The sequence below is a fragment of the Candidatus Saccharibacteria bacterium genome, assembly GCA_016699955.1.
Lineage (GTDB): Bacteria > Patescibacteriota > Saccharimonadia > Saccharimonadales > UBA4665 > JAGXIT01.
The window spans coordinates 41,321-64,809 of the sequence record CP064993.1 but is presented as its reverse complement, the minus strand read 5'-3'; the positions used below and the strand labels follow the sequence as shown (position 1 = coordinate 64,809).

Genomic DNA, 23,489 nt, shown 5'->3' with positions numbered 1-23,489 from the left:
CTGCATGACCGCACGAACACATGATGTTGCCGCGCTGACCGCACTGACGCTGTGGGTGCTGGCGGTGCCTCCCGGAAAAATGACCGTGGCCACCGGGCTCACTGCTGTACTTGCCAATCAGCTTGGTGGAATTGCCCCAGACATAGACCAGCCGACCGCTCCCCTTTGGCGTAATTTACCAGTTGGGAGGTATTTTGGCAGAGTTTTTGGAGCACTTGTGGGTGGTCACCGCTTCTTTTGCCATTCGCTTTTTGGCGTGGGGCTTTTTGCTGCACTCAGTATGCTCCTGCTGCAATTCATTCAACCTATTATGCCAAACGTTGATATCAACTTTGTTTGGGTAGCATTTCTGACCGGTGTTGTGTCTCACCTCATCATGGATAGCCTAACCAAAGAAGGCGTACCATGGCTCCTTCCGCTACCATTTAAATTTGGGTTTCCGCCGTTACGCCGGTTACGTTTTACGACCGGTAAAAAAGGCGAAATGCTCGTCGTGTTGCCAGTTCTTGTAGCGCTCACCACATGGATTTGCGCCAGCAATTACGCTACTCTTGCCGAGCTCATCCAGCGTAACCTTGTACGTTAGTGTGAGATGTATTACAGCAAGCCCTTTACATATCGGTGTATAAACAGTATGGATATAAGGTACGTCTCTTACGTACAGGATACCCCCAAGTAGGACACTAAACCTGTATTGTTAATCTCTCTAAGTATACTTCATTCGCAGTTCTGTAGCCCAAGACTTGTCTTGGGCGTTCGTTAAGTACGCTAGTACTGTAGCGATGGTTTCTTTGGTAACCGTGCTCAGGTCTGTTTTTTTCGGTATGAAGTGACGTATCCATTTGTTCGTATTCTCGACTAAGCCCTTCTCCCAGCTATGGTAGGGATGGGTGAAAAGAACGGTGCTCCGAGCAGCTGCTCGAAATGTTTCCAGTAGGTGAAGGCGATGTCATTGTCGGTCAGTATGGTCTTGACGACAATGCCGTCAAACATCCGCTTCAGAGCTCGTGAGAGCTCTTTTTGTTCGGTTTGGGAGCAGCTCGATAAGGGTTCGTTTGCTTAGGGTGTCGACGGCCACCAGTAGGACAGCTTTACTGCCGCTTCTCGTTGGGCTGACAATGAAGTCAAGCTCGTAGTGACCAACTTCGTCGCACAGTATCCGTTCCTCAATCCATTTACGTTCGCCAATGAGCCCACGTCGGTACATGGCCTTTCTCCGTTTCGGCTTACCCTTAAAGTACAGCTTGTGCTGCAGGGAATAGAGTGTGACATAGCGGTAGATAGTCCGTTTTGAAACAGGACAGTCACTGCTGCCAGCGATCTCACCAGGTGACCAGCCTTTGTCGAGACTGTCGTCAACGTATTGGCGCAGTGTCTTATCTTTTGCTACCTTATTACTCGATGTACGCGCCCAGTAGCGTTTTTGGTATGCCTTGACACTGGCTTTACGAGCAACATACTCACCAGAGACCGCTAGATTCTTCAATTCATAACTAATAGTATTGGGGCTACGCCCCAACTCGCTCGCTATGTAGCGAATACTTTTGCCGCCCCTGTGCCAATGCTCTATCTTTACTCGATCTTCGTAGCTTAAATGACCATACTTTTGACCCATAGCTACTATTGTAGATTTGGATCGACTTATTTTAGGGATTTTTCTATACCGTTTCATATGCACTAGCCTTTCTGGCTAGTGTCCTACTTCAAAGGGACCTGGAGGTTAAAGCAAAACAGCAATACAACAGTTTGGAGTTATAATGGCTCAAATATATGAAGTAGATGGTCAGGCGCGGTTTGATCCTGAATCACACCAGGAATTATGCGATGCTCTGAGCCCATGGCTAGGGGGATCTGTTTTGTCGGTGACAGCGGTCCTCTTACCTAATATGCAAGAGGGGACTGATTATTTAAACCGTGAATTACGAAGTGATTGTGGTCAATTTGTGTCTGCACTGTTCACCGTTGGAGCGGGAAATGGCACAACAGTTACGCATGTACGTTCGTTCAGATGGTATCCAGATGGTGGAGGACTACAACCCTGGGCAAGTGACAGTCGGGAACGCGGTTTGTCCAATGAAACAGTAGATATGATTGGTGGGCTTGCGTGCGCTGAAAAAAGAATTGGCGAAAAGTATGGCAGGATACTGGCTGGCAAGGAACCGGCTGAGGGCATCGCACCTCAAGTATTAACCAGAGAACAATATGAGAAGCTAGCTACGCCGATCCCCGAACGTCGTCCCGAAGAATACTACCGTAAAGCTGCCGCTGCGTAAGGAATATTACTGCCTAGCGTAGGTAATAAGTGTATGCTGCGGATATTGTAAGCGAGGCAGTGAAGCAATCATGACCGCAGAATCAGATTTACCCCCTGGAGTAATGCCCGCCGAAAAGCTTAGGAGATTAGCAGAAAGATATGCCCGTATTTTTGGACAAATGTCTTTACCCGAAAACCGCACCCATGACTTTCCGGGTTCAGGCCTTCAGCAGCGAAGGATTATTGGTTTTTATGCGTTATTATTGGAGCGTGGTCAACTTAATATCGTCTTGTCTCATAGTGATGCTGCCGGGCAAGAAGAGCCAAGAGCACAACCCTTAGATGTTCACGATGGATGGAAACCGTTCGCAGACAATCTACTAGCGATAATCAGGGAGTGGGCTGAACTTCCGGCTCCGGAACAAACCCATGCTCGTGAAGAGGCTGAAAGAACACGCCTGGTAACTTCGTTTGTAATTGATTTTCCAGGCGATGGTTTAGCCGATGTAATAGTCGCCAATTTCGGTGATAAAACGTGGGTAAACAAAGGCCCCAGTGGACGATACAGTCAGTGAGTCAACTCTGGTGAGATGGTAATCACAGCGCCCTCGTGCTGAGTCGAGTATATATTCCGTTGTAGGCGCCTGAAAATTAACGAGGATTTAGCACTTCCTCGGCTAAATGACACGCATTTCGCACCTTAACCACGCATACGAGCAGCCAGCGCTAGCTGGATGCTCGGTTTTATGACCTCCCACTTTTGTTGGTACATGCTGTTTTGTATATTGTTTAGCCTGTCCTGAGATCTTCTCTTGTGTCTTTGTATCCAGGTGAGCATAGAGAGCCCAATGTGGTTTCTCTGTGCTCGGCCAGTGTTGGCCAGACAGCGAGTAAAACCACAGGTTTGTTTGAGTTCACGATGCAACACTTCGACGCTCCAACGTCTTTCAAAGTACTCTTTGACTTGGCTCCTGGATAGATCGAGCTTGCTAGTACCAATGTAATCCGTGCGACCGTGTTTGGTCACGAACCGGAATAGCTTGATCCATCCGTATCCTTTGAGGTGTACGACCAGACCTTCATCTGGTATCTCGAGGGTTTTAATCTGTACATGTGGTTTGTTGACCAAACGGTTACTACGTAACCCCATCACCCAATCCCAGCCATGAGAGCGAGTGGCTTTAAGGTTATCTAAACTGGAATACCAACTGTCGGCAACAACCATTTCAGGCGTAAGTTGACGCTGTTTTACAGCTGTCAGCATATCCCTGAAATGGTTGTTTTTAGTCTTGCCATCTTCCGACGGATTCCATATACGGTAGTCCATCGGCATGTAGTCTTCTTTACTGGTTTGCCATAAGGCATTAACTACACCAATACCTTTAGTTATGTCGTGCTTCGAGCCGGCATACTGCCAGTTTACTAATTCAGTCTTACCACTACGACTTTTGTCTATGACTACATCGTCAAAGACAAGGATACCAGGTTTAGAGGCTACCTCAGACTTAGCAGCCTGCCACAGATCCTTGGGCTGTACCTTTTCGTCTGCAAGCCAACGAGAGATGCTGTCATGTGATAGCGTCGATCCATCTGGAGCAACTTCGCTCAGTGACAATGCTGAATATCTATCTGCTGTTACTTCCAAGAAAGCACAATACAGATCGCGAGAACATTTTGATCGAGACATGTTTATTTTATCCTGCTTAGTTTTGCAGGGCTAACGCCCTGCTACTAATTATGCAGGTTGGGGGTTAAAGTGCGAAATGCGTGAATGAGAGAGTTCAGGCGGAATTGGTAGCGTAAGGTCTTCTCTGTCGGCAAAACGGGGGAGTATTAAATCGCGCAGCATCTCAATCTTAACTTGGTCTTTTTTACGACCGAGTGCTTCGTACCAGGCAAGTTGTCGTAAAGGATTTAGGATGCTGTAGTCGTTTCCATCCTTACCTGGCCGCATAACGGCATCTGTCAGCACTTCCTCGTGCGACCAGCGGAATACTGTTGGACCAACATCAAGCTGAACTAGCCTCTTAAGGCCGTCAACTTTATGTTCACGCCGAAGCGTTTCCACGTTGCGATAACGGTTTTGAACCCAGCTATCATCACCTGGGCGTATAAGCGCTTTTGGTTTTGAGTTCAGGTAAAGCTCATCGTACACAGTCTCGTCGACACATATATCTAAATCGTCTATCGACAGATATCTATCGGCTTTTTCTATCCCCGCTAGTTCTTTATACAAAGCAAGCGTTACGCTACCGACAATGATAATTGCTTTTTTAGGCACACGCTTTAATTGTGGGTCAAGCTGGATTGCTTCAAGAGACAACATTAAGCATTATTATATAATAAAATGCAGAGTTTACATAAACGTAGTACACTGAACGGACAAAGGAGTTTGGCTTATGGCGTTATGGGATAAGATTGGCAGTACCGGCAACGTAGAAGATCGGCGGGGAATAGGCACAGGTGGTATTGCGCTAACTGGCGTGGGCGGCCTGGTAGTATTTCTGCTGTTTGCTTTTATGGGCGGCGGTACCGGTGAAAACGGCAGTGTACTCGAACAAATCCTTGGCCAGGCTACAAACCAACAGACGTCGCAGACCAGCGAACAGGCGGCCGAGTTTCAGGGCGCCGACCAGTATGAAACATTCACCAAAAAAGTACTTGGTTCAAACAATGACATTTGGCAAGATATCTTCGCTGTGCAGGGAGTAGAATACACTGCTCCTAAGCTGGTGTTGTTTCGTCAGCTCACCCAGTCAGCCTGCGGCGCAGCAAGTTCTACGGTTGGGCCGCACTACTGTCCGTATGACCAAACTATTTACCTGGACGAGACATTTTTTGACGAACTGCAGCAGCGTTTTGGCGGCAGTAGCGGCGATGTTGCACAGGCCTATGTCATTTCTCACGAAGTCGGCCACCACGTCCAAAACCTCACTGGTACTATGGAACAGGTACAGTCGGAGCAGCAGGAAAACCCGGGTGCGGCAAATGACCTTTCAGTAAAACTAGAACTGCAAGCCGACTGTTATGCCGGAGTGTGGGCTCGGTCTATATCGCAGCTGGGTGTGTTTGAAAACGACCAGGAAATCAAAGAAGCCCTCAGCGCCGCGGCGGCGGTTGGTGATGATCATGTCCAAGAAACAATTCAGGGTCGCTCCAGTCCAGAAACGTGGACACATGGCAGCAGCGAACAGCGGGTGAAATGGTTTACCACAGGTTACGACACCGGCAAAGCCGCCGCCTGCAACACATTTGAATAACGCATCGTCAACTTGGTACAGCATCCTAAAGTAGGTTAGAAGCTAAATGTGAAAAAGTATGTAGGCTATAGTAAAGTAAGCTGCTGTTAAACAAATAGCGAAAACAAATCCCCTATACTCAGTTAGGTATACTTGCTCGTTACTAATTTTGATAATGCTTTTATCAATTTTGTTATCAACAGACACTATTCTAACAAACAAGTTTTTACTCAGACGCTTTTTAACAATCATTTCGAATAATAATTCTAGAATTCCTGCAGTAAAGTATGATCCTAGCAGTACGATCGTTCCAAGACGTGCGTAAGGAAAATTGAGCAGCAAATTCATCGCAGCGGGCATCACGATAAATATCGTTGCGTACAGAAACACGGCCTGCCCGGGGCTGTAAAGTTGTTTGATTAAGTCCCAGATGAAATACAGTAGTAGTACGTATAAAATTATAATAATTGCAGACGAATAGCTTGTCTCCGTGATTAGACTACCAAAAAACAAACCCAACCCCATACTAGATAGAAGGAAAAACACAGTATAGCTTGTGTTTACTTCAGCGTAATTTTTATGTTCAGTCATAACAGGATAATTCTATCATAAACAATAAGCTTAGGCTCGGTACCATCTAGCCGACGCATTACGTACAGAGTGCTACCAAGCGGTTACTCAGATTTTTAAAGAGTTATGCATTGCAAAAGATTATCTTGGCGGCGGATTGTTATTGCCGAACGCAGGTTGGTGCGTCCTGTACTCGCCGTGTCCATTTGCGCCCTATCCTCCACCTATTCTCACTCAAGGCGTTCGCGGCGAAAAATCACACCTTGTGGCAAGCATCCGCTTTTTTTCACCTCAACTGACTTATCAGTAAAATTGAGAAATAGATCCTCAACTCATTACTGTAACCCTGCCGCAGGGATTTTTTGGGGCGTTCTTCTGTAACTTGGCTAGAAAGCAAGCTACCCAGCTCTGTGTTGTGTATTGTTTTAGATTTTCCTGTTTTCGCAGTTCCTGTCTCAAGGGCGTGGGATTTGAAGCGCTCGTAAAGGTTGTTGCCGTCTGCGACGCGCATGTTGTTCCTCCTCCTGTTTCCTAGCTCTATTGTTACTTGCTTGATGAGAAATTTGATTAGCCAAGTGATTGTTAAAAAGCTCGTCGCGTTCTCGTCGTTGTACTTCGGTCAGCGCAAAGTCCGGCTCAAGGTAAAGACTCTTGTATACTAGCTGCAACTTTCTTAGATTTTCACCGTCAATCTTGAATACTACCTCTGGATTTACAATTTGAGCCATGCCAGCTTTACCGTTTGCCGCTTCGCATCTTTGGCCGCGCACTATACATACCGAATCATACTGGCTAGGGAAGGCTACTGTCAGCTCGACAGATCTAGCAAACGGTGAGGTCGTCCAGACATATGCATCTTGTTGATCAGCTGCAAGTCCGCCAGCTCGGACTCCAATATCTCCGTAATGGCTAGTTAAAGGGTCTACGGTTTTCCCTCTCATTAATTCTACCGCAAACGTTTGTAGTCCTTGCGTTGACGTAGAGATAGTCTCCGCTATATTGACTGTTCTGTACGCACCGCCCGACTTAGGTGTCAGAGGATTATTCGGATCAGGGTCGGGGTTTTGAAAATCACTATCGATTTGTTCACGATCCATCACTGTTCCAAAATCTACTTCATCTACTGTCACTAGCAGGGGTTTAGGAGGCAGGTTGGGGTCATCAGGTTCTATATCTACTAATGCATACTGACAACCGTCTTGATCGTCTCTTGGTATGTGGTATAGTTCGCGAGTATCGCCAATATAGTTGGGGGGCACATTTCTGAACAGATCAAACTCTCGTTGTCTCATTGTAAAATGAGGTATGCTTGTTGGGTCAATGCCACGCCTTTCAAGCCATCCCCTATAAGCCGCTGTCAATGCTTCTGCTGCTTCCTGACCTTCATGCAATTTTTGATCTCCCAAATTGCCCGCCCCCAACGGCGTTAGGTGTTCGGGCGTCTGGTCATAAAGAGCACTACTACCTATTATTTCATTCATTATATATAAATCATACCATGTTAAGTATGAACATCGCTACGACACCACTAGACTTATTTGAACGTATAGTCAAAAAGATCGAAAAGCGTCAGAAAAAACAATTTGATGATTTACAAGACTACAGTGCGGGCGATAGGTCATTTGTTATTAGTGTAAGTTACTTATTTGATGTATGTAGCCGTTCCATAGAATTACTTAACGCTGAAAGCACGAAAGTACAGCAAAAACGCTACCTACCGGACATTATATTTGCGAAAGCAACCTTAAAGGGTGAAAAACTGCAGTTTACACCTAAGCAACCGTTTGAAGCGGTCATTGCATTATCAAAAACTGGGAATTGGTACGCCCGAAGAGATTCGAACTCCCGACCTTTGGTACCGGAAACCAACGCTCTATCCAGCTGAGCTACGGGCGCGCAACCGGGTGGAATTATATCATTACTAACAGAGGTGTGCTACTGTAATGGGGTGAAAATGACGACTTTGCTTGAGGTAGAAAAAGCGTTACGGCCGTATGACGAGGTAACGGCACGTACAACCGGACAGCACATCACGCTTGAGCGTACCGAGCGGCTCATGGCGCATATAAACAACCCCGAAAAGTCGCTTCGCGTGGTGCACATAGCCGGTACCAGCGGGAAGACTTCTACTGCGTATTACACTTCTGCGTTGCTCACGGCCGCAGGGTACAAAGTTGGCTTAACCATCTCACCATATGTCGATAGTATGAACGAGCGTATTCAGCTGAACGGGCGACCACTGTCCCAAAAAAAGTTCTGCGCATACTTCGGTGAATTTGTAGAAACCCTGGCGGACGTACCCGAGACGCCGAGCCGTTTTGAGGTGCTGATCGCGTTTGCCTACTGGGTTTTTGCCCGCGAAAAAGTTGACTACGCCGTTGTCGAAACCGGAATGGGTGGGCTAGAAGACAGCACAAACGTCGCAGCGCGCAGGGACAAGCTGTGTGTAATAACCGACATAGGTCTTGACCATACTGACCTGCTTGGCGATACGCTGGGCAAGATTGCCTACCAAAAAGCAGGCATCATACACCAGGGCAATACAGCGCTAATGTATAGCCAAGATTCTGAAATCATGCAGGTTGTGCGGTACTGGACGAGCCAGCAAGAAGATGCCGAGTTGCTAGTGTTTGAACAAGGCAGACTCAAAAATGCTTACGGTGGGGATTTTGTACCAAATATGCCTGAGTACCAAAAACGCAACTGGCTACTCGCGTTTGCGGCGTATAAATGGTTGGCAATACGCGACGGAATGCTTGCTATTACTGCGACACAATTGCAAAAAACACAAGAACTGCAAGTACCTGCACGGATGGACATTCGGAATATAGCTGGGAAGACTATCCTTATGGACGGTGCGCACAATGGCCAGAAAATGATGGCGTTCTGGCATAGTTATTCAGAAAAATTCCCTGGCACTAAACCTACTGTTTTATTTGCACTAAAAAAGGGAAAAGAAATCACCGATATTGCGCCGTTGTTGCAAAAATATGCCGGAGAAATCATAGTCACGAGCTTCACTAAAGCGCAAGATTTACCCATTCTCTCCATGCCGCCAAGTGAAATTGTCAGCGTGTTAGAGGCAAATGGGGTGAAATGCCATGTCATTGTCGACCAAAAAGAGGCGTACCGAGCTTTGTTGGAGAAAACAAAAGACATTGGCGTTATTACCGGCTCTTTTTTCCTGATTTCTCAACTGCGCCAACGTCGCAAGGAGCTAAAATGATTCGGGATATTGTGGCAGTCGACAGAAACGGTGGTATGGCAAAGGGCGGGGCTACGCCGTGGAATATCCCAGAAGATATTGCGTATTTCCATGAACAAACGCAACGTTTCGGCGGTAATTTACTTATTGGCCGCGGTACCTATGAGGCCATGATGAAAGGACTGACCGAGCGCGAGGGTGTCAGCGCCTGGCCGCCTGCCGGACGGCATCTGTATGTACTAACATCTCGCAGTCTCGAGAATAAACCTGGCGTCACAATTGTTCACTCGCTCCATGACTTTCTTGCGGATATGCAGGCAGCTGGCAAAGATGTATGGAATGGCAGTATTGCTGAAATTGAACCCGACGAGGTTTATATTACCCGTATCGATGCCAATTACGATTGCGACAAATTTTACCCAGTGGTCGAACGGCTCAAGCACTTCCGCCTTATCTCCGCCACGGCCGGCTCACCGCAGCCAGGGGAGCCACAGTATACTTACGAAGTGTATGCCCGCTCACAGCGCTAAAACAAAAAATGTGGTGAACTGTACCCATGCGCAATGACATTCCCTTGCTACGAGCAGTTGCATCTGTGCTGCTCCTTCGGCATGTTACACGTTTGTTTGCGGTTCCTGCTGTCGTCTCAGCTTGTCTTTTAATCGCTACAGGGTGGTTTATGACAACATACGGCGGTTGGTGGGTGATTTGCTTTGTGGCACTGACGGCCTTGATGCTCGTTGCGTGCGTTGCCTGGTTGTTAAGTACACTAATGGCACGGATGCTCGCGCCTAAAGCCCTCAGTCGAAGCGAGCGGCGCGACATAGCCGTGTTTAGCGATAGGTTAGTTACTTTGACCGAACAGGTAAGAACGCCACTTCCGTTGCTTGGCGTGCGGCTGATACGGGATATGCTCCTACACCGAGACCTTCGAACACTGCACCAGATAATAGATGGTAGCGGCACACTCCGCAGCGATTACAGAACGTTACGCGCCAAAATTCAGTGATAACTGCGTTGGCACTCTTGACACTAGAGTGCCAGTTTTTGTATACTATATGCGTGAGAAAAAGCTCACATAAGAAGTAAAGAGGAGGAAATAAACTATGACACAATTAGTTCCGTTCGATCCCTTTGCGGATCTCCAAGCCTTACAACGCAATTTTTTTGGCGATGACTGGCTGGTACCAAGCAAGCGTATGGCGCTCGCGACCACCGATGTTTACACAGAAGACGATAAACAAATGGTGGTGGAAGTGCACCTGCCAAACTTCGCCGAAAAAGACGTAGACGTCCACGTGGATGGCAACATGCTCGTCATTTCGGCCGAGCGTCATGAGGAAGAAAAAGACAAGACTAAAAAATACGTGGTGCGCGAAAGCAGCAGTAGCTTCTATCGTCGCATACAACTTCCCAAGGTGGCGGACCTCGACAAGATAGTCGGCGACATGAAAGATGGCGTCTTAAAAGTAACAGTGCCTTTCCAAGAGCTCCCGGCACCCAAAAAAATCGCAATTACCAAAAAGTAAAGACACTACGACTAAAAAAGAACCAGCATCACAGCTGGTTCTTTTGCGAAAAACCTACTTAATCTCGGGTTCGGTGTAAACACCGCTGCTAGCGCCTTTGGACGCAAGCGAGCGAGAAGCCTTCACGGGTGGGGCGAGCCCGCCTGTCGGCGTTTGGACCTATCTGGGGTTACTTTACAACTATGGTGCCGTGAAACTTTTCTGGGTTTAGATGGTCGTAGTAAGTGAATGTTCCGACTTTATCAAATGTGAATGCATAGGTTTCATTGGTTAGAATGGGGCCATCAGCTGTCAGACCGGGGAGGCCATCTGCTTGAGGATAGGGGTCAGAGGCGATCTGGTGGGGCTGGTCATCTGTATTTTCCCAAATGACGCTCTGTCCGCGTTTGATAGTGAGAGTGGCGGGCGAAAAGCCCTCCGAATTAACGCTGACATTTGTGGCAATTTTGCGAGTCGCTGTGCTCACGGTCTCAGTCTGGTTGGATGATCTATGTTGTAGCGTCGCATAACCTGCCCCAGTAAGTAACGCGAGGGCGGTGACTACGAGCACGACTATTCTTTTGCTTGCTTTGGTTTTGGTAGGGGTCGTTTCGGGCATGCTAGGAGTAATGACTTCTTGTGACATGTTTATCTCCTCACAAGGGTTATGTTTTGCGTAGTAATCTCGCCGCCATTTACGGTGACTGTTTTAGTCTGTGTTATGTAACGCTTTGCTGAATATCGAGCAGAGTATGTTCCAGACGGAATGTCAGGGGCGACATATACCCCGCTGCTGTTTGTGGAGTAAGTGTGGCTTGCACCGTTGAAAGAAAATGTTACTTTGGCATTTGAAACCAGCCCATTAGCTCCTGAAACGACGCCAGTCAATGTACCAGTTGAGCTCGGTTGAACGAGGGTCGTTGCAGAAACGGCAACGGAAGGCGAGCTGCTATTGCCAGCAGCATCACGGGCAACGACAGTGTAAGTGTACGAAGTGCTGGCGGCGAGATTTGTATTGCCGTAGCTAGTAGTGGTTATAGAGGCGATTTTTGTGCCGTTCCTAAATACATCATACCCAGCTACGCCAACATTATCAGTGCTAGCTTGCCAGGTAAGGTTAATCTGAGTTGGACTTATGGCGACAGCGGTAACGCCGATGGGTACTGCGGGTGCAGTTGTGTCGGGTGTGGCAGGTGTTGTTGCGGCCGCTGGTGTGGAAGCCGCAGAGAAGTTGCCGGCAGCGTCAAAGGCTGTTAGGCGGTACGTGTAGGTTGTGCTTGGCAGAACGGCCGTGTCGTTATAGCTCATCGCAGTGCCGCCTGGGCACATATTCATCCCATCGTTCCGAGCCAGACAGTAGTGGTGAACGCCCACGTTATCCGTGCTAGTTTGCCAGGTAACGGTAATTTGACCAGAGGACGTCGCAGTAGCGGTCACACCGGTTGGCGCGGACGGGGGGGAGGTGTCACCGTTCTGGACCGTAACCTGTACGGTCTGGGTGGCGCTATTGCCGGTCGCATCGTAGGTTCGGGCAAGGATACTGTGTGAGCCATTTGATGTAGCAGTCGTGTCCCAGACGTAAGAATTTGTTGAGCTTTTAAGCATACCATCGACATACAGCTCTATCTTAGTGACGCCGACATTGTCAGTCGCGGTTGCTGCCACGTTTACTAGGCCACCTACTGTCGTGCCATTTTGCGGCGTAGTGATAGTGACGGTTGGAGAGGTTGAATCACCATTCTGAACGGTGACATTGACCGCCGGCGACATGGTACTGACGTTGTTGGATTTATCATAGGCTTTGACCGTAAGACTATGGGAGGCGTTTGAGAGGTTTGCAGTGGCGAGGCTTAAGGAATATGGGGTGGCCGTACTAGTTGCCTTAAGTATGCTGTCGACATACAACTCAACTTTTGCGATACCGCTACCGCCGGAGTCATCGGCAGCGTTAACGGTTACTGAAACCGTGCCACTAACGGTAGCCCCATTGGCTGGAGCAGTGATAGTGACGGATGGTGCGGTCGTATCTGGCGGGTATGCGCAGTTGTCGCCCGTGCTACTGGGAACGCATGCCGTATCGCCAGTTAAGATAATACGGTCCAAACCAACACCCGATTTGTTCCCAATTGCCTTCAACGTGTGACTACCAGCGGCAAGTGAGACGTCTATTTTGGCTGTAACTGAACCGTTCTGAGAGTCGACCCAAGTCCATGTATTTGGCACGAGGTTATTCCCGCTAACGGTATAGCAATTACCGCCATCGATTTCAAGCAAGTAAGAAGTATTGATTGTGTCTGGAACCTGCATCCTGCTCCAGACTCGGTACATTCCGGTAGTAGGTACGGTGATAGTGGTAGTGCTACTGCCATAGTCTGATGACTGTGCAGCACATGCAGCGGATGCGCTAGGGCTAAACTGAACGAGGGCAAAGACCAAGAGACCAATAATGGCTGCCGTAATAACGGAGATAGCGGTTGTTTTCTGTGTTGTATGCATATTAATGTGTCCCATATTAGTTTCCATTCGGCCAGTATCTGTAGGCGCCGCGGGTAGTGCCCCCGGCACTGACGCCAATTTTGGCTGCAACGTCGCTCGGGAGAGCACGTCCTCCCGTGGTGGCTCCTGGGCGGATATTGTAGTCACCCGCTGCCAGGTTGGCAAATGGGTTTGATCCGTCGCTTATGTCTTGTGCGTTTGTTGTTTCAACAAAAGGATGAGCTCCTCGTAGTGCCAAAACTGAAGTAAATGAAGGAGAAGTACCGTCCCGCCACTCAGCGATGTAGTACGCGCCGTTTGGCCGGTAGTAAGAGTTTGCATCGTAAATGCTGTAGAACGTGTTTGGCCCGGTATTGTTCGTCGTATCGCTACTTGTACGCCACGACTGAATCATATGGCCGGACGCTGTCGTTGCATTTGTGTACATGACGTTATTGGCGACCTCCATGTTGACGGTACTTGGACCGGCGTCGTTCCAGGTGTGGTTATCGGCGGCCGTGTACATGCCCGGGTAACGATTGTCGTCGTAGATAAGCATACCGACTCGGTTGTTGACCAATGTATTGTTGTACACTTTTGTGTTTGCACTGCCGCTTTTTATGCCGTATGCCTTATTGCCAATAGCCAGGTTAGAGGCAATTATACCTCGGTCGGATATCTCGTAGTAGATGCCGGCGCCGCCGTTGTTTTTCAGAACGTTGTTGACATGGACACCATCGACGCATGCCATATCGCACCAAAAGCCGTGGGCACTGCCCATCTGGTTTTCAAATAAGTTATTCTTCAGAGTATACCCAGCGATGTGAGCGAGCTTTATGCCGGCTTGACCACACGATATGTTGCAGTTGAGCCCAAAAAGTGCAGCGTTGTTGCCGTAGAAGACGTTGTTCAGAATTTGTAAATTGTCTATTGAACCTGCCGTCATGACAGAACCATTGCCGGACATGCCGTCATAGCCATTGTTTGCAACAATATTTCCTCGAAAAATGGCGCCTTTTGGCGTGCCGTAGCCAATCCCGGCGCCTGCATTTGCGGCTATTGTGTTATTTTCAAATGTTACGTTTGGCACATTAATAAACAACGATCCGTGCGTGTAGCTGCCTTCAACTTTTTCGTTGGTTGCAAAACGACGAAAACCAATGCCGCGGATGATGTTGCCGCCTGCTCCGCCTTCTAGCACAAACGCAACTGGCCGCTTGGCGAGTTCAATTGTTTGGCCGCTGGGGTCGGTTCCGATGAACATTTTTCTGTTTGGAATATCAAAGAAAAAGGTATTTGCGCTGACCGCCGCCAGAGAACCGACTTGCTTGAGGGCGGTGCCGTTACGAAATGCCATCTGTGGGTCGGGGTCGGCGTTTGGGTCGGATGTTACGAACATGTCCTTGTGAACGCAAGGACCTGCTGCAGATGGCGTGCCACCATTCCATGGCCAGATTTGTTGATAGTAGCCCCCTGATTTTGCAAGTTGCCATTCATGACAAAAATCCGGCGTATCCCACGCAGTTGACCAATGTCCCTGACCGTCGCTTGTCCAGCTGGTAACGACATCTGTACCGTCAAACCAAGCTTGTTCGTGCGGGTATGCCTGAATAGTTATGTTCTTTGACAGTTTCGTGTAGGCGCCATTGACTACTTTTGCGTGGCTGTCTCTGTAAATGCCCCCGCGCATGACAATCGTCCAGCCGGATGATGCCTTGTTGACAGCGGTGCCAATGGTTTTAACCGGAGCACTGGGTGATGTCCCTGCGCTTGCATCATCTCCATTCGGCGACATAAAAATAACGTTGGCTGTAGGAACTGGATAGTTGGTGTCCGGAATCGTCGAACCATATGCCCCACCTGTGCCACCCGAAACAGGCGTACCGCAGCCAGAATTGCCAAATTTAATCGCTTTGCCTCCTGAAGCTGCCGCGTCAGTAACTATACAGTTGGCGTTGGTTGTTCCGTTCTCTGTTTCGACTGCGGCCGTCGGAGTTGCCGCCTTTGTGATGAGCAGTGTCACTATGCCGAGTACGCCAAATACCCCTACAAACTTATGAAAAAGCCCGGGCAAGCCGGGCTTTTTCAGTGGTTTCTCATTGCTGAGTCCCCACACGTTACCTTGCGGTAACGATCACCTCAACGATGGTACATGTAGTGTATGCTTACGCAAAAACATTTGCAACCACAAGCATTTTATGATGTGGATAACTTGTTTATAAATAGTACGCGTTTAGGGTTTCTAATTGGAACCAGCTCAAGTCCGAACTGTTGCGATGGGATGAGCTGGCGAATCAGTCACTACTGTCGGCACCAGCAATATAGTAACGCATGGTATTAGAACCTTAACAACTAGTATCTGGTGTCAGGAGAAAAGGATGGCTTATGCGGTTTGGTGTTTACCACTCCTGTCCGTTTTTCACTGACTTTTCTGGCGGATACATTGAACTTTACTCGTGAGCTTGTTTCCAATGCCGTCTCAGATGAGTTAGACAGCTTGAAGCCTGCACCAACTACCTTAACACGCAGGCTAGCATCTTTATCCGTCGTCCCAGCATCCTTCGACGAAACCGTTACTGCAACATCGAAGTCGATACCGTTTACTGGATTGATAGCAAACTGAGTTTTGGACTTGTCGACTTTTTCCACCGCAGCATCCAACTGGCTGAGTACGTCTGATACGAATTGTTCGAGATCCATGCTTAGCTCCGTTAAAGTTTATTCATGTCTATCTTGTACCCAGCGGCTTTCAGCTCCTTGGCAACGGTATATCGCCAGGCTTGTGCCTCGTCTGCTGGTGTATAAACAACGCCATCGAAATCAGTTGGAGCATCAACACCTTTGTACAGGGCACAAGTTCGTGACCGACCAAGTTTACCAATGAAATAACCAAGCTCCAATACTACATTCTGCCGTGCTCTTGGTCTTGCTTTTTCGAGCCCATCTTCTACGGAATAGCCATAATCATCAGGGGTAAGAAGCACGATGGCAAACGATGATTTGTTAGCGTTTGATTCCAGTTTTTCGATAAGTGTCTGACCTTTGTTCTCTTGCTCATGCAGGATAATTGGTTTGAGCCCCAAGTCTGAAACCAGTCTAGCGGTCTGCTCTTTTAGTTCGTTATCATGTCCATGCACGATAAAAATGTTAGCCTCACTCCCTTCGGCTAGCTTCGTAATGGTTGGCTGTGACTGGCTAGTGTGGCTGGGCACTGTTTCAGGAAATAGCTCAAGCCTACCGACTATTGATTGCAAGGAGTTGAGCTTATATTGCATACTCTCACGAAAGTCGCCAATCTCTTGTCCGAGACTTCTTGTTCCGCCCATGAACATAACTCCATGAGAGTTGCTCTCGTATTCTTTCGCAATTTTTTCATTACTAAAAATAGTGCCGAGAAGCTCCTTGTTATAATCATGCCAATTCTTGCGTTCTGACTTCAAGGCATCAAGCTCGCCCTCGGACTGCACGTCAGTGTCATGGATTTTCTTCCCAAGGCTAATTCTGTCGCTCAGCTTATCATTAGCTTCACTCCGAGAGATTGTTAGTTCAGGCTTAGGAGTTTCTTGCGGTATTTGTGGTTTTCTTGTTGCCATAATTGTATTATATTCCTTTCTAAGTTTGTTACATGCACCAGAAGTAATCCAGGGGTACTGTTACGACGCTTTTGCTTTCGTCCATGCCCAGAGGACTCTCGGAAAATACCACCCCATAGTTACCTCCGAATTTCTTGAGCGTAGTGAGTGGCTGCTTATAGCCTTTGGTGCCGAGTCCAAACTCAATTGCAATCTGCCTGCTGTTGTCGACTCTCAGGATAAAGTCACACTGCCCACCGTCCTTATCGAAGGGATGGGTAATGCTACCAACTTTTTTAGTAACGAACTCCCGATAGTAGTGCAGTCCAGCGGCATCTTCTAGCAGCTTACCTTGTCTGGCGGCAACCGTGTCTGGCAAGCCTACGATGTCATGAAACGCTGCTCTTATAGCTGGACTCATGAAAAGATACTTAGATGGATTTGTGGTGGCGGTAATGTTACTACCGTGAGCTGGAACTTTTATTAACAGCTCTGCCTTGACTAGGGCATCGAGCATATTGATAATCTGCCCTCGGCTTACGCCAACGGCTTTTGCCATCGCTTCATAAGTCATGACATCGCAATCGCTAAGTACAAAAATCAGTCGCTTCAATGCACCAACCGTTTCAGACTTGAATTGGTTAAGCGTTTGCAGGTCGACAGAGATTATTTTATCTACCATAGCGTTAATGGCGGAGTAAACCTGTCTTACGTCAGTCTCGCCGAGCGTAAAGGGTATCGTACCAGTTTGGAGGTATTTTGTTACCGAGTTTCGGTTATACCTTGCCCACTGCTGGTCAACGGCAAGCTTGATACCTTGCAGGTCTTTATATACCGACTCAGCGTCCTTATTACAGTAGAGGCTGCGGATTAGTTGGTTTTTGAGTCCTTTTGCTGGTAGAACATCATTGGCTAAGACCTGGTATTCAGGGAAGCTTAGTGGGAACAGTTTTTCCGTGACCGCTCTTCGTCCATCAATATCTGCATCCATCTGTAAGTGTACGGCTGACGAGCCTGAGCAAATCAAGAATATGTTTGGGCTTCGGTCATACAAGAACTTGAGTGTTCTAGCCCATTTAGGGTCGGTTTGTACCTCGTCGATGAAAATGAATGTCGGTTTATCGAGCTGCTCAAAGCTTTGACCCAGCAACCGTTCGTACTCGTCCAGCAGCGCTGACAGGTCAGAGCCAACCTTCTCGACAACTTCATCAAGAGACACGTATATGATGTTGATTCTGTCATCGGCTTGGTTCATTAGCCAGAGGTAACTTTGTGCCAGTAGTGTGGTTTTGCCAACGCCCCTTAGACCAGGCAGAATAACCCATCGTTTGGTGCCAGGATTTTTCGATAGAAAGTCTCGGATGTACTTTTGTACGAGCACTATCATTGTTCGTGTTGGCAGGGTGCGTCCTCGACCATTTTTGTTCTTGGAACGCATTATTGACTCACCTAACAGTAACTGTCTTTGGATGTATCTAGTAAGCTGGTCGTTCATAACACCTCCTTAGCATAAGAATTTCTAGTACTCTACAATGTACTAATATATACCCTTATTGGTACTCTGTGAAGTACTAATTATAATTAAGGTAGTTTTGCACAGGCAGTGCTTGTCGTGCGTGGCAGTAATGGAACGGTGGCAATGAACTGCTGTACCGATTTGATGGAACGGGCAGTAGCAGATACATATTCTTCAAGTTTTTGCTCCAAAACACTGACATGGTGCATACAATTGATGACCTCAAGGCAAAGAAAGTTGTCCCTGCCAGCACAACGAAGCTGCACGAGTTTTATACGAAGTCGTTTCTCAAGGGTGCAATCAAAGAGAGGTTCGCAATTGTCTCCGAGAAAGAACATATCGGCATCAAGAGCGTTGTGCAGCTGGCACGCAAACAGCTTATATGGATAATTCGCAGCAATCTAAATGACCTGGAAAACTCACAGAGTCGGCACCTCATACGCAAGCTCAACAAGTATTTAGTCAAGTACGAATCAACTCTTTCGAACCCCGCAGACGACTAGCTAACGGTGCGTTTTTCCTTGCCAACTCCGCAGCAGTTTCTGACTGATTTTGTGGCTGTATTAAAGCGGCAACCATGAACGAGCAGACGATTATCAGTGTGGAAGAGTTTAGGAAGCTGGCTGGCAAAAAGCGGAATGTAGCACCAGAAAAAAGGCGTAATACTACATTTCCACTACGGCGATACTTGAAGTGTGGTTTGTGCGAATACCCTCTGACTGCAAGCGTTTCCAAAGGCAGGAATGGCAGCTACCCTGCCTATCATTGTTCCAAATGTACCAAGAAAACTGTTGGAGCCACCGTTCGCATATCCCAGGAGCAGGCACCACATGTCGAGTTCGAGCCGTTATTGAACTTGGTGCAGCCAGCAGCCTGGATTTCTAAGGCGTTTAGGGAGATTGTGCTCCGCAGGTGGAATCACGAGTTCAGGGAGGTGCAAGACCGGCGTCGCAGGGTGGATAGGGAGCTGACGGAATTGGAGGACAGGAAGAATAAGCTTATTGATAAGTTTGTGGACGATAGAATCGCCGAAGACATCTACCAGCAGCAGGAAGAGCGAATAATGCTAAAACGCTTGGAGCTTGAGGATGAGCGTAGCAAGCTGAAAATTACCGAGCAGAACAAGGAAGGCATTGCTGATGAAGCCGTGCGGTTCATATCCAATACTCAAAGGCTTTGGACTGGCTCACATCTGGAAGACAGGCAGCGGTTCCAAAAAATGGTTTTCCAGCATGGAATCTTTGTAAATTCAGACCGTACTTTTCGAACCACTGAACTTAGCCTGATTTTCGAACCAATTACAGATATAGAAAACTTCTTCCTAGAAAATAAAATCACAGAAAGAAGCAGAAAAACCTTATGGTACGCCCGGCAGGATTTGAACCTACGACCCCTTGGTTCGAAGCCAAGTACTCTAATCCACTGAGCTACGGGCGCATAACACCGTTCAGTATAACAGATTTGAGGTTATACCACTAGAAGAACAACACCGGTGGTGCAGATAGCGACGGCGACGAGCTTACGGGCAATGTTATTACGTTCATCGCGCAAAAAGGCAAAGGCGAGCAAGGCGGTGACGATGATACCCGTCTGGCGAATAGGAGCGACAAGGCTAAAAGGACCCTCAATATACGCGTAGTTCATGGCAGCAGTTCCTAGTGCGTATATGGCAGAAAGAACTAGCATGCTGCGGAATATTTTACCGCGGATGAGTTTATTACAGAGAGGAATTTTACTTGGTTTTACCAGCAGTGAGCCTAGGCCACCCAAAATAAACGAAAACCAAATCCACGTAATTGGTTCAACTTCACGTACCATGTAGGCGGAAGCAGCAATGCCAATACCAAACAACAAACCGGTGAGTAACCCAAGCAATAGACCTCGCTGGCTGCGAAATCCTTTCCGCGTTTCTGTTAGCAAAACAACGCTGCCAAAAATAAACAAGGCACCGACTGCCTGTGGCCAAGTCAGCTTCTCGTGGTAGAGCCACATACCGGCGACCATAATCCATATTGCCTGCGTCGCAAACAGCACCGAAAAGGCAGATGCATCAACGTGTTTGAGCGTCTGTGCGTAAACAACCGAGCCTATGCCGAAGCCGAGCGTCGCAAGTATTATTGGTACTAATTGTGAGGAGTACCCCTCAAAGGAGAGTCCGTTTAGGAGCGCCCACGGAAGCATTACGACGGCAACGAGCAACTGAAAAGTTCCTGCAAATGCCACAGCATCTACAGTGTGTTTGCGCAAAATAACTCTCTGCAACAATATGGCTACCGAAAGCAATAAGACAGAAACAGCAATGTATACTTGCCAAGTCATGGGATTAGTTTACATCCTTCCACGCATATCGCAACAGCCAGCCTGCTCGCCGGCAGAGCCGTCAAGCACTGCTGGCTTCTTTAAGCTCCTGCACATTTTTCCTTTCTTAGTACTCTCTCGCCGTACCTTAGTACGGCTCCTTCCGTGCTTCGAGGAGAAAATGCACATAAGCTTTAAAGTGCGAAATGCGTGGTTATTGAAATGATTACACGCAGGAGTGGTTGTAGTCGAGGTTGTTCGCCACAAATTGGGTGAGGACAATGGCGCTGGATTTAGTCAGGGGATGGTATTTGTCGCTCGTGCAGGCGGCTTTGGCAGTTTCTTTTGTGGCGCTACCAAGTGCATACCAGGTGTTACGGTTCTGCAGAACACTTGTTTCGCCTACAGCGTCACCGACAATTAGCCCCCATTGGTAATTTGTTGAATAAAGCCCGACAGCCTTCGCACCGATAGCGTCGTAGTAGCTTGTCATGCCTTCGAGCGAAGCAACATTTTTTTCAAAACCTTCAAATTCAGACCCGTCGTGCCATGTGTTAATCGTTTCAACGTCGAGCCACCAAACGTATTTCGATGAGTCGTGGTCTATGCCAGCCTGTTTGGCGGCGGGCGTAAAGTATTCATTTACTGCCGCGTAAGCACGGTTCCAGCCGTACTGCCAGGCGCAAGCAGTAGTGTCCGTACCAAGGCATGACCCGTATGGGTTAAATGGTGTAAAGTTACTTGGGTCGGCATTGCTTGTCGGCCAAGTGTCGATGCTGCTAATGTAGCTGCCGGGGCTGGCGGTGTTGACGTAGAGCTGTATCTTGTCTTGACTGCCATAGCCGGTCGATTTACTTGCCCAGGTTAGTTGTTTGGCGAGGCAGGGGTTTGGCTTAGCAGCCGTGCCTCCATTGACCCCGACAATGCCAAAAGCCTGGCTGCTCGGGACAGTCTTTTTGCACTGTGGATAAGATATGTCTATACCCAGTGGCGAAACGGTACGTGGTGAAGATGGTTTGCTCGCTGCAAACGCCGGTGAAGCGGTCAAAACCACAGCCAACGCTACAAGCAGCGAGAGACGAATTGCTTGTTTCATTACATTAGTATACCACGTTACAGAGTAAGCCGGGTTAAGCGAGAGGGATGGAAATGGTGAACGATGTGCCTTTGGCGCGAGGATTGCTATGTGCAGAAATGTGACCATTGTGGGCATTTATGATTTGTTTAGCAATGGATAGACCCAAACCGTGGCCGGCGACATTTTGGCTGCTGCGTGAGGTATCGGCGCGGTAGAAGCGGTCAAAAATGTATGGTAGGTCTTTTGGCGCAATGCCGGAGCCGTTGTCACTGACGCAAATTTCGGCATGCTTTGTTTTTGCACTGGCGCTGAGAATAATTTTTGACTTCGGGGGGCTGTATTTTATGGCATTTTCGAGCAGTATTATGAGGGTATCGGTAAGGCTTTCGGCGTTGCCAATCACGGTTATTGCGCCGACACTATTGTCTACGCTAATTTTTTTAGCTTGCGCCAGTGGAATCACGCGGTTGACGGCTTCGATAGCAATGGGCTCCAATAAATTTGGGGCCAGGGGCATGTCGTTATTATCGGCGAGTAACAGAAGCCGGTCGGTTAGGGTGCGCATGTGCTGAACTTCGTCCAAGCTGCTGCGTAAAAGTGCCTCACGAGATTGTTTAGTTGCGTTTTTACTTCGTAAGCTAACTTCTATTTCTGATTGCATAATGGTGAGTGGGGTGCGAAGTTCATGCGCAGCATCACTACTAAAGCGAGTTTGTGCTTCGAGTGCATCCTCCACCGGCTGTAGTGTGCGCCGTGCCAGAATGTAGCTACCAAGCGCGCCAGATGTTAAAACTGCGAGGTTAAATAGGACGAGTTGGCCTACCAGGCGCTGCCGACTTTCACTTAGTCGTTCTTCTCGCCAGGCGCGAAAGTCATCGTCAAGCCGTCCTTGCTGCATTTCGCCGGGGCGGGGCAGCCGGTAACTACGACCAAGCTCGTGGGTAGAGAGCTGTAAGAGAATTAAGCTAAAGACGATGCTAATGAAAAGCAAAATCAGCGTATACCACGCTGTCAAACGAAGTGTAGCCGAGTGGAACAGCGGATGTCTCATATGAGCTCGCTAAGTTTATAGCCGAACCCCCGCACGGTATGTATAAGGGGTTTTGTTTTGAAGGGCTTGTCGACTTTGTTGCGCAAGTATCCAATGTACGCCTCGACTGTATTTGGCAAGATGTCTGCGTCGAAATCCCAAACGTGGTTAATGATGTTATCTTTTGAAAGCACACGGTCTTTATTGCGAAGTAAATACTCAAGCAGCGCATATTCTGTTTGCGATAGGGTAATTGGTTTGTTGGCTCTACGAACATCGTAGCTTACGGTGTCTAGTCTAAGATCGCCAGCGGCTAGCAGACTGTTTTTAACATCATGTGGGCGGCGAGTGAGTGCATGAAGGCGTGCCAGGAGCTCCTCAAAAGAAAAAGGCTTCACTAAATAGTCGTCCGCCCCGGCGTTGAGCCCGTTGACACGGTCGTGAACTTGGCCGCGAGCTGTCAGCATAAGAACTGGTGTTTTTACGCCTTGGGAACGGATTTTTTCACAGATTTCTAGGCCGTCCATTCCGCCAGGCAGCATGCGGTCAAGAATGATAGCATCGTACTCATCACCGAGTGCTGCGGCAAGCCCGTTTGGACCGTCAGAGCAAACCTCAACCGTTGAATGTTCCTGTTCTAACCCGCGCCTTAAAGCATGGGCAATCTTGGGTTCGTCTTCGATGAGTAGTAGTTTCATAGACCCTCTAGTGTAAAAACCATACCTGAATTATACCTGAGAAATT

25 protein-coding genes and 2 tRNA genes are annotated in these 23,489 nt (G+C 48.1%); 9 read left to right on the top strand and 18 right to left on the bottom strand.

The features are described 5' to 3' along the window. Positions 1-4 precede the first annotated feature (4 nt). Positions 5-586, top strand: coding sequence for a metal-dependent hydrolase (locus tag IPL85_00360; GenBank protein ID QQS19905.1), 582 nt, complete (start codon positions 5-7; stop codon positions 584-586). A 399-nt stretch (positions 587-985) separates the two neighbouring features. On the opposite strand, the gene IPL85_00355 is transcribed toward IPL85_00360, so the two are convergent. Further along, positions 986-1,615: an IS30 family transposase gene (locus IPL85_00355; protein QQS19904.1), complete on the bottom strand. Its 630-nt coding sequence runs from the start codon at positions 1,613-1,615 to the stop codon at positions 986-988. Between the two features lie 142 nt (positions 1,616-1,757). On the opposite strand from IPL85_00355, the gene IPL85_00350 reads away from it, so the two are divergent. Both IPL85_00350 and IPL85_00345 read left to right on the top strand, forming a co-directional pair. Next, entirely contained in the window at positions 1,758-2,273 is a 516-nt protein-coding gene (locus IPL85_00350) for a hypothetical protein (protein ID QQS19903.1), read from the top strand. A 70-nt stretch (positions 2,274-2,343) separates the two neighbouring features. Beyond that, positions 2,344-2,829 (top strand): hypothetical protein, encoded by a 486-nt coding sequence (locus tag IPL85_00345; GenBank protein ID QQS19902.1) that lies wholly within the window; start codon positions 2,344-2,346, stop codon positions 2,827-2,829. Positions 2,830-2,954: 125 nt separating this feature from the next. Here IPL85_00345 and IPL85_00340 read toward each other — a convergent pair whose 3' ends face one another. Together IPL85_00340 and IPL85_00335 are read right to left on the bottom strand one after the other, a co-directional pair. Next, positions 2,955-3,941 carry a transposase gene (locus tag IPL85_00340; protein QQS19901.1) on the bottom strand — a complete coding sequence of 329 codons (987 nt, stop codon included), beginning with the start codon at positions 3,939-3,941 and terminating at the stop codon, positions 2,955-2,957. A 48-nt stretch (positions 3,942-3,989) separates the two neighbouring features. Beyond that, a complete protein-coding gene (locus tag IPL85_00335) occupies positions 3,990-4,580 on the bottom strand; it encodes a hypothetical protein (GenBank protein QQS19900.1) in 591 nt (196 codons plus the stop codon). Positions 4,581-4,653: 73 nt separating this feature from the next. Between IPL85_00335 and IPL85_00330 the strand changes: the two genes are divergently transcribed. After that, positions 4,654-5,514 (top strand): zinc metallopeptidase, encoded by an 861-nt coding sequence (locus tag IPL85_00330; protein QQS19899.1) that lies wholly within the window; start codon positions 4,654-4,656, stop codon positions 5,512-5,514. Between the two features lie 42 nt (positions 5,515-5,556). Here IPL85_00330 and IPL85_00325 read toward each other — a convergent pair whose 3' ends face one another. The 3 genes from IPL85_00325 to IPL85_00315 form a co-directional block, all read right to left on the bottom strand. Next, positions 5,557-6,084 (bottom strand): hypothetical protein, encoded by a 528-nt coding sequence (locus tag IPL85_00325; protein ID QQS19898.1) that lies wholly within the window; start codon positions 6,082-6,084, stop codon positions 5,557-5,559. Positions 6,085-6,518: 434 nt separating this feature from the next. After that, positions 6,519-7,544: a hypothetical protein gene (locus tag IPL85_00320; GenBank protein ID QQS19897.1), complete on the bottom strand. Its 1,026-nt coding sequence runs from the start codon at positions 7,542-7,544 to the stop codon at positions 6,519-6,521. Positions 7,545-7,882: 338 nt separating this feature from the next. Further along, positions 7,883-7,959, bottom strand: a tRNA-Arg gene (locus tag IPL85_00315). Positions 7,960-8,011: 52 nt separating this feature from the next. On the opposite strand from IPL85_00315, the gene IPL85_00310 reads away from it, so the two are divergent. The 4 genes from IPL85_00310 to IPL85_00295 all read left to right on the top strand — a co-directional run bounded on the left by IPL85_00310 (position 8,012) and on the right by IPL85_00295 (position 10,797). Next, a complete protein-coding gene (locus IPL85_00310; GenBank protein QQS19896.1) occupies positions 8,012-9,289 on the top strand; it encodes a hypothetical protein in 1,278 nt (425 codons plus the stop codon). Continuing rightward, complete coding sequence (locus IPL85_00305) at positions 9,286-9,798, top strand: dihydrofolate reductase (protein QQS19895.1); 513 nt, start codon at positions 9,286-9,288, stop codon at positions 9,796-9,798. Before IPL85_00310 ends, IPL85_00305 begins: the two co-directional genes overlap by 4 nt. Before the next feature lie 26 nt (positions 9,799-9,824). Continuing rightward, positions 9,825-10,277 carry a hypothetical protein gene (locus IPL85_00300; protein ID QQS19894.1) on the top strand — a complete coding sequence of 151 codons (453 nt, stop codon included), beginning with the start codon at positions 9,825-9,827 and terminating at the stop codon, positions 10,275-10,277. A 97-nt stretch (positions 10,278-10,374) separates the two neighbouring features. Next, the gene (locus tag IPL85_00295; GenBank protein QQS19893.1) at positions 10,375-10,797 is read left to right on the top strand and encodes an Hsp20/alpha crystallin family protein; all 423 of its coding nucleotides are present in this window, start codon (positions 10,375-10,377) and stop codon (positions 10,795-10,797) included. Positions 10,798-10,966: 169 nt separating this feature from the next. On the opposite strand, the gene IPL85_00290 is transcribed toward IPL85_00295, so the two are convergent. From IPL85_00290 to IPL85_00260, 7 genes are all read right to left on the bottom strand, one after another. Then, entirely contained in the window at positions 10,967-11,422 is a 456-nt protein-coding gene (locus IPL85_00290; GenBank protein ID QQS19892.1) for a cupredoxin domain-containing protein, read from the bottom strand. 2 nt (positions 11,423-11,424) lie between these two features. Then, positions 11,425-13,272 (bottom strand): carboxypeptidase regulatory-like domain-containing protein, encoded by a 1,848-nt coding sequence (locus IPL85_00285; protein QQS19891.1) that lies wholly within the window; start codon positions 13,270-13,272, stop codon positions 11,425-11,427. Between the two features lie 16 nt (positions 13,273-13,288). Continuing rightward, on the bottom strand, positions 13,289-15,367 hold the full coding sequence (locus IPL85_00280) for a right-handed parallel beta-helix repeat-containing protein (GenBank protein ID QQS19890.1): 2,079 nt from the start codon (positions 15,365-15,367) through the stop codon (positions 13,289-13,291). Between the two features lie 236 nt (positions 15,368-15,603). Further along, positions 15,604-15,951 (bottom strand): hypothetical protein, encoded by a 348-nt coding sequence (locus tag IPL85_00275; GenBank protein QQS19889.1) that lies wholly within the window; start codon positions 15,949-15,951, stop codon positions 15,604-15,606. Between the two features lie 11 nt (positions 15,952-15,962). After that, positions 15,963-16,526, bottom strand: a complete 564-nt coding sequence (locus IPL85_00270; GenBank protein QQS20413.1) for a nucleotide-binding protein — start codon at positions 16,524-16,526, stop codon at positions 15,963-15,965. 346 nt (positions 16,527-16,872) lie between these two features. Beyond that, positions 16,873-18,318 (bottom strand): ATP-binding protein, encoded by a 1,446-nt coding sequence (locus IPL85_00265; protein ID QQS19888.1) that lies wholly within the window; start codon positions 18,316-18,318, stop codon positions 16,873-16,875. 86 nt (positions 18,319-18,404) lie between these two features. Next, positions 18,405-18,548, bottom strand: coding sequence for a hypothetical protein (locus IPL85_00260; protein QQS19887.1), 144 nt, complete (start codon positions 18,546-18,548; stop codon positions 18,405-18,407). Here IPL85_00260 and IPL85_00255 point away from each other — a divergent pair. Beyond that, positions 18,540-18,842 carry a hypothetical protein gene (locus IPL85_00255; protein ID QQS19886.1) on the top strand — a complete coding sequence of 101 codons (303 nt, stop codon included), beginning with the start codon at positions 18,540-18,542 and terminating at the stop codon, positions 18,840-18,842. The two genes, IPL85_00260 and IPL85_00255, sit on opposite strands and share 9 nt — an antisense overlap. 857 nt (positions 18,843-19,699) lie before the next feature. On the opposite strand, the gene IPL85_00250 is transcribed toward IPL85_00255, so the two are convergent. The 5 genes from IPL85_00250 to IPL85_00230 all read right to left on the bottom strand — a co-directional run bounded on the left by IPL85_00250 (position 19,700) and on the right by IPL85_00230 (position 23,443). Further along, positions 19,700-19,776: transfer RNA gene (locus IPL85_00250), tRNA-Arg, on the bottom strand. Positions 19,777-19,806: 30 nt separating this feature from the next. Beyond that, positions 19,807-20,658: a DMT family transporter gene (locus tag IPL85_00245; protein QQS19885.1), complete on the bottom strand. Its 852-nt coding sequence runs from the start codon at positions 20,656-20,658 to the stop codon at positions 19,807-19,809. A gap of 205 nt (positions 20,659-20,863) precedes the next feature. Next, positions 20,864-21,733: a hypothetical protein gene (locus tag IPL85_00240; protein ID QQS19884.1), complete on the bottom strand. Its 870-nt coding sequence runs from the start codon at positions 21,731-21,733 to the stop codon at positions 20,864-20,866. Between the two features lie 34 nt (positions 21,734-21,767). Next, on the bottom strand, positions 21,768-22,766 hold the full coding sequence (locus IPL85_00235; GenBank protein ID QQS19883.1) for a HAMP domain-containing histidine kinase: 999 nt from the start codon (positions 22,764-22,766) through the stop codon (positions 21,768-21,770). Then, the gene (locus IPL85_00230; GenBank protein ID QQS19882.1) at positions 22,763-23,443 is read right to left on the bottom strand and encodes a response regulator transcription factor; all 681 of its coding nucleotides are present in this window, start codon (positions 23,441-23,443) and stop codon (positions 22,763-22,765) included. Before IPL85_00230 ends, IPL85_00235 begins: the two co-directional genes overlap by 4 nt. Positions 23,444-23,489: the final 46 nt, after the last annotated feature.

Coding starts and splice junctions, on each gene's coding strand:
- IPL85_00355 (QQS19904.1), bottom strand. CDS start 1,615: ATGGGTCAAAAGTATGGTCATTTAAGCTACGAAGATCGAGTAAAGATA.
- IPL85_00230 (QQS19882.1), bottom strand. CDS start 23,443: ATGAAACTACTACTCATCGAAGACGAACCCAAGATTGCCCATGCTTTA.
- IPL85_00330 (QQS19899.1), top strand. CDS start 4,654: ATGGCGTTATGGGATAAGATTGGCAGTACCGGCAACGTAGAAGATCGG.
- IPL85_00300 (QQS19894.1), top strand. CDS start 9,825: ATGCGCAATGACATTCCCTTGCTACGAGCAGTTGCATCTGTGCTGCTC.
- IPL85_00350 (QQS19903.1), top strand. CDS start 1,758: ATGGCTCAAATATATGAAGTAGATGGTCAGGCGCGGTTTGATCCTGAA.
- IPL85_00240 (QQS19884.1), bottom strand. CDS start 21,733: ATGAAACAAGCAATTCGTCTCTCGCTGCTTGTAGCGTTGGCTGTGGTT.
- IPL85_00305 (QQS19895.1), top strand. CDS start 9,286: ATGATTCGGGATATTGTGGCAGTCGACAGAAACGGTGGTATGGCAAAG.
- IPL85_00345 (QQS19902.1), top strand. CDS start 2,344: ATGACCGCAGAATCAGATTTACCCCCTGGAGTAATGCCCGCCGAAAAG.
- IPL85_00320 (QQS19897.1), bottom strand. CDS start 7,544: ATGAATGAAATAATAGGTAGTAGTGCTCTTTATGACCAGACGCCCGAA.
- IPL85_00335 (QQS19900.1), bottom strand. CDS start 4,580: ATGTTGTCTCTTGAAGCAATCCAGCTTGACCCACAATTAAAGCGTGTG.
- IPL85_00340 (QQS19901.1), bottom strand. CDS start 3,941: ATGTCTCGATCAAAATGTTCTCGCGATCTGTATTGTGCTTTCTTGGAA.
- IPL85_00245 (QQS19885.1), bottom strand. CDS start 20,658: ATGACTTGGCAAGTATACATTGCTGTTTCTGTCTTATTGCTTTCGGTA.
- IPL85_00295 (QQS19893.1), top strand. CDS start 10,375: ATGACACAATTAGTTCCGTTCGATCCCTTTGCGGATCTCCAAGCCTTA.
- IPL85_00235 (QQS19883.1), bottom strand. CDS start 22,766: ATGAGACATCCGCTGTTCCACTCGGCTACACTTCGTTTGACAGCGTGG.
- IPL85_00265 (QQS19888.1), bottom strand. CDS start 18,318: ATGAACGACCAGCTTACTAGATACATCCAAAGACAGTTACTGTTAGGT.
- IPL85_00290 (QQS19892.1), bottom strand. CDS start 11,422: ATGTCACAAGAAGTCATTACTCCTAGCATGCCCGAAACGACCCCTACC.
- IPL85_00270 (QQS20413.1), bottom strand. CDS start 16,526: ATGCAATATAAGCTCAACTCCTTGCAATCAATAGTCGGTAGGCTTGAG.
- IPL85_00325 (QQS19898.1), bottom strand. CDS start 6,084: ATGACTGAACATAAAAATTACGCTGAAGTAAACACAAGCTATACTGTG.
- IPL85_00285 (QQS19891.1), bottom strand. CDS start 13,272: ATGCATACAACACAGAAAACAACCGCTATCTCCGTTATTACGGCAGCC.
- IPL85_00360 (QQS19905.1), top strand. CDS start 5: ATGACCGCACGAACACATGATGTTGCCGCGCTGACCGCACTGACGCTG.
- IPL85_00260 (QQS19887.1), bottom strand. CDS start 18,548: ATGCACCATGTCAGTGTTTTGGAGCAAAAACTTGAAGAATATGTATCT.
- IPL85_00255 (QQS19886.1), top strand. CDS start 18,540: ATGGTGCATACAATTGATGACCTCAAGGCAAAGAAAGTTGTCCCTGCC.
- IPL85_00275 (QQS19889.1), bottom strand. CDS start 15,951: ATGGATCTCGAACAATTCGTATCAGACGTACTCAGCCAGTTGGATGCT.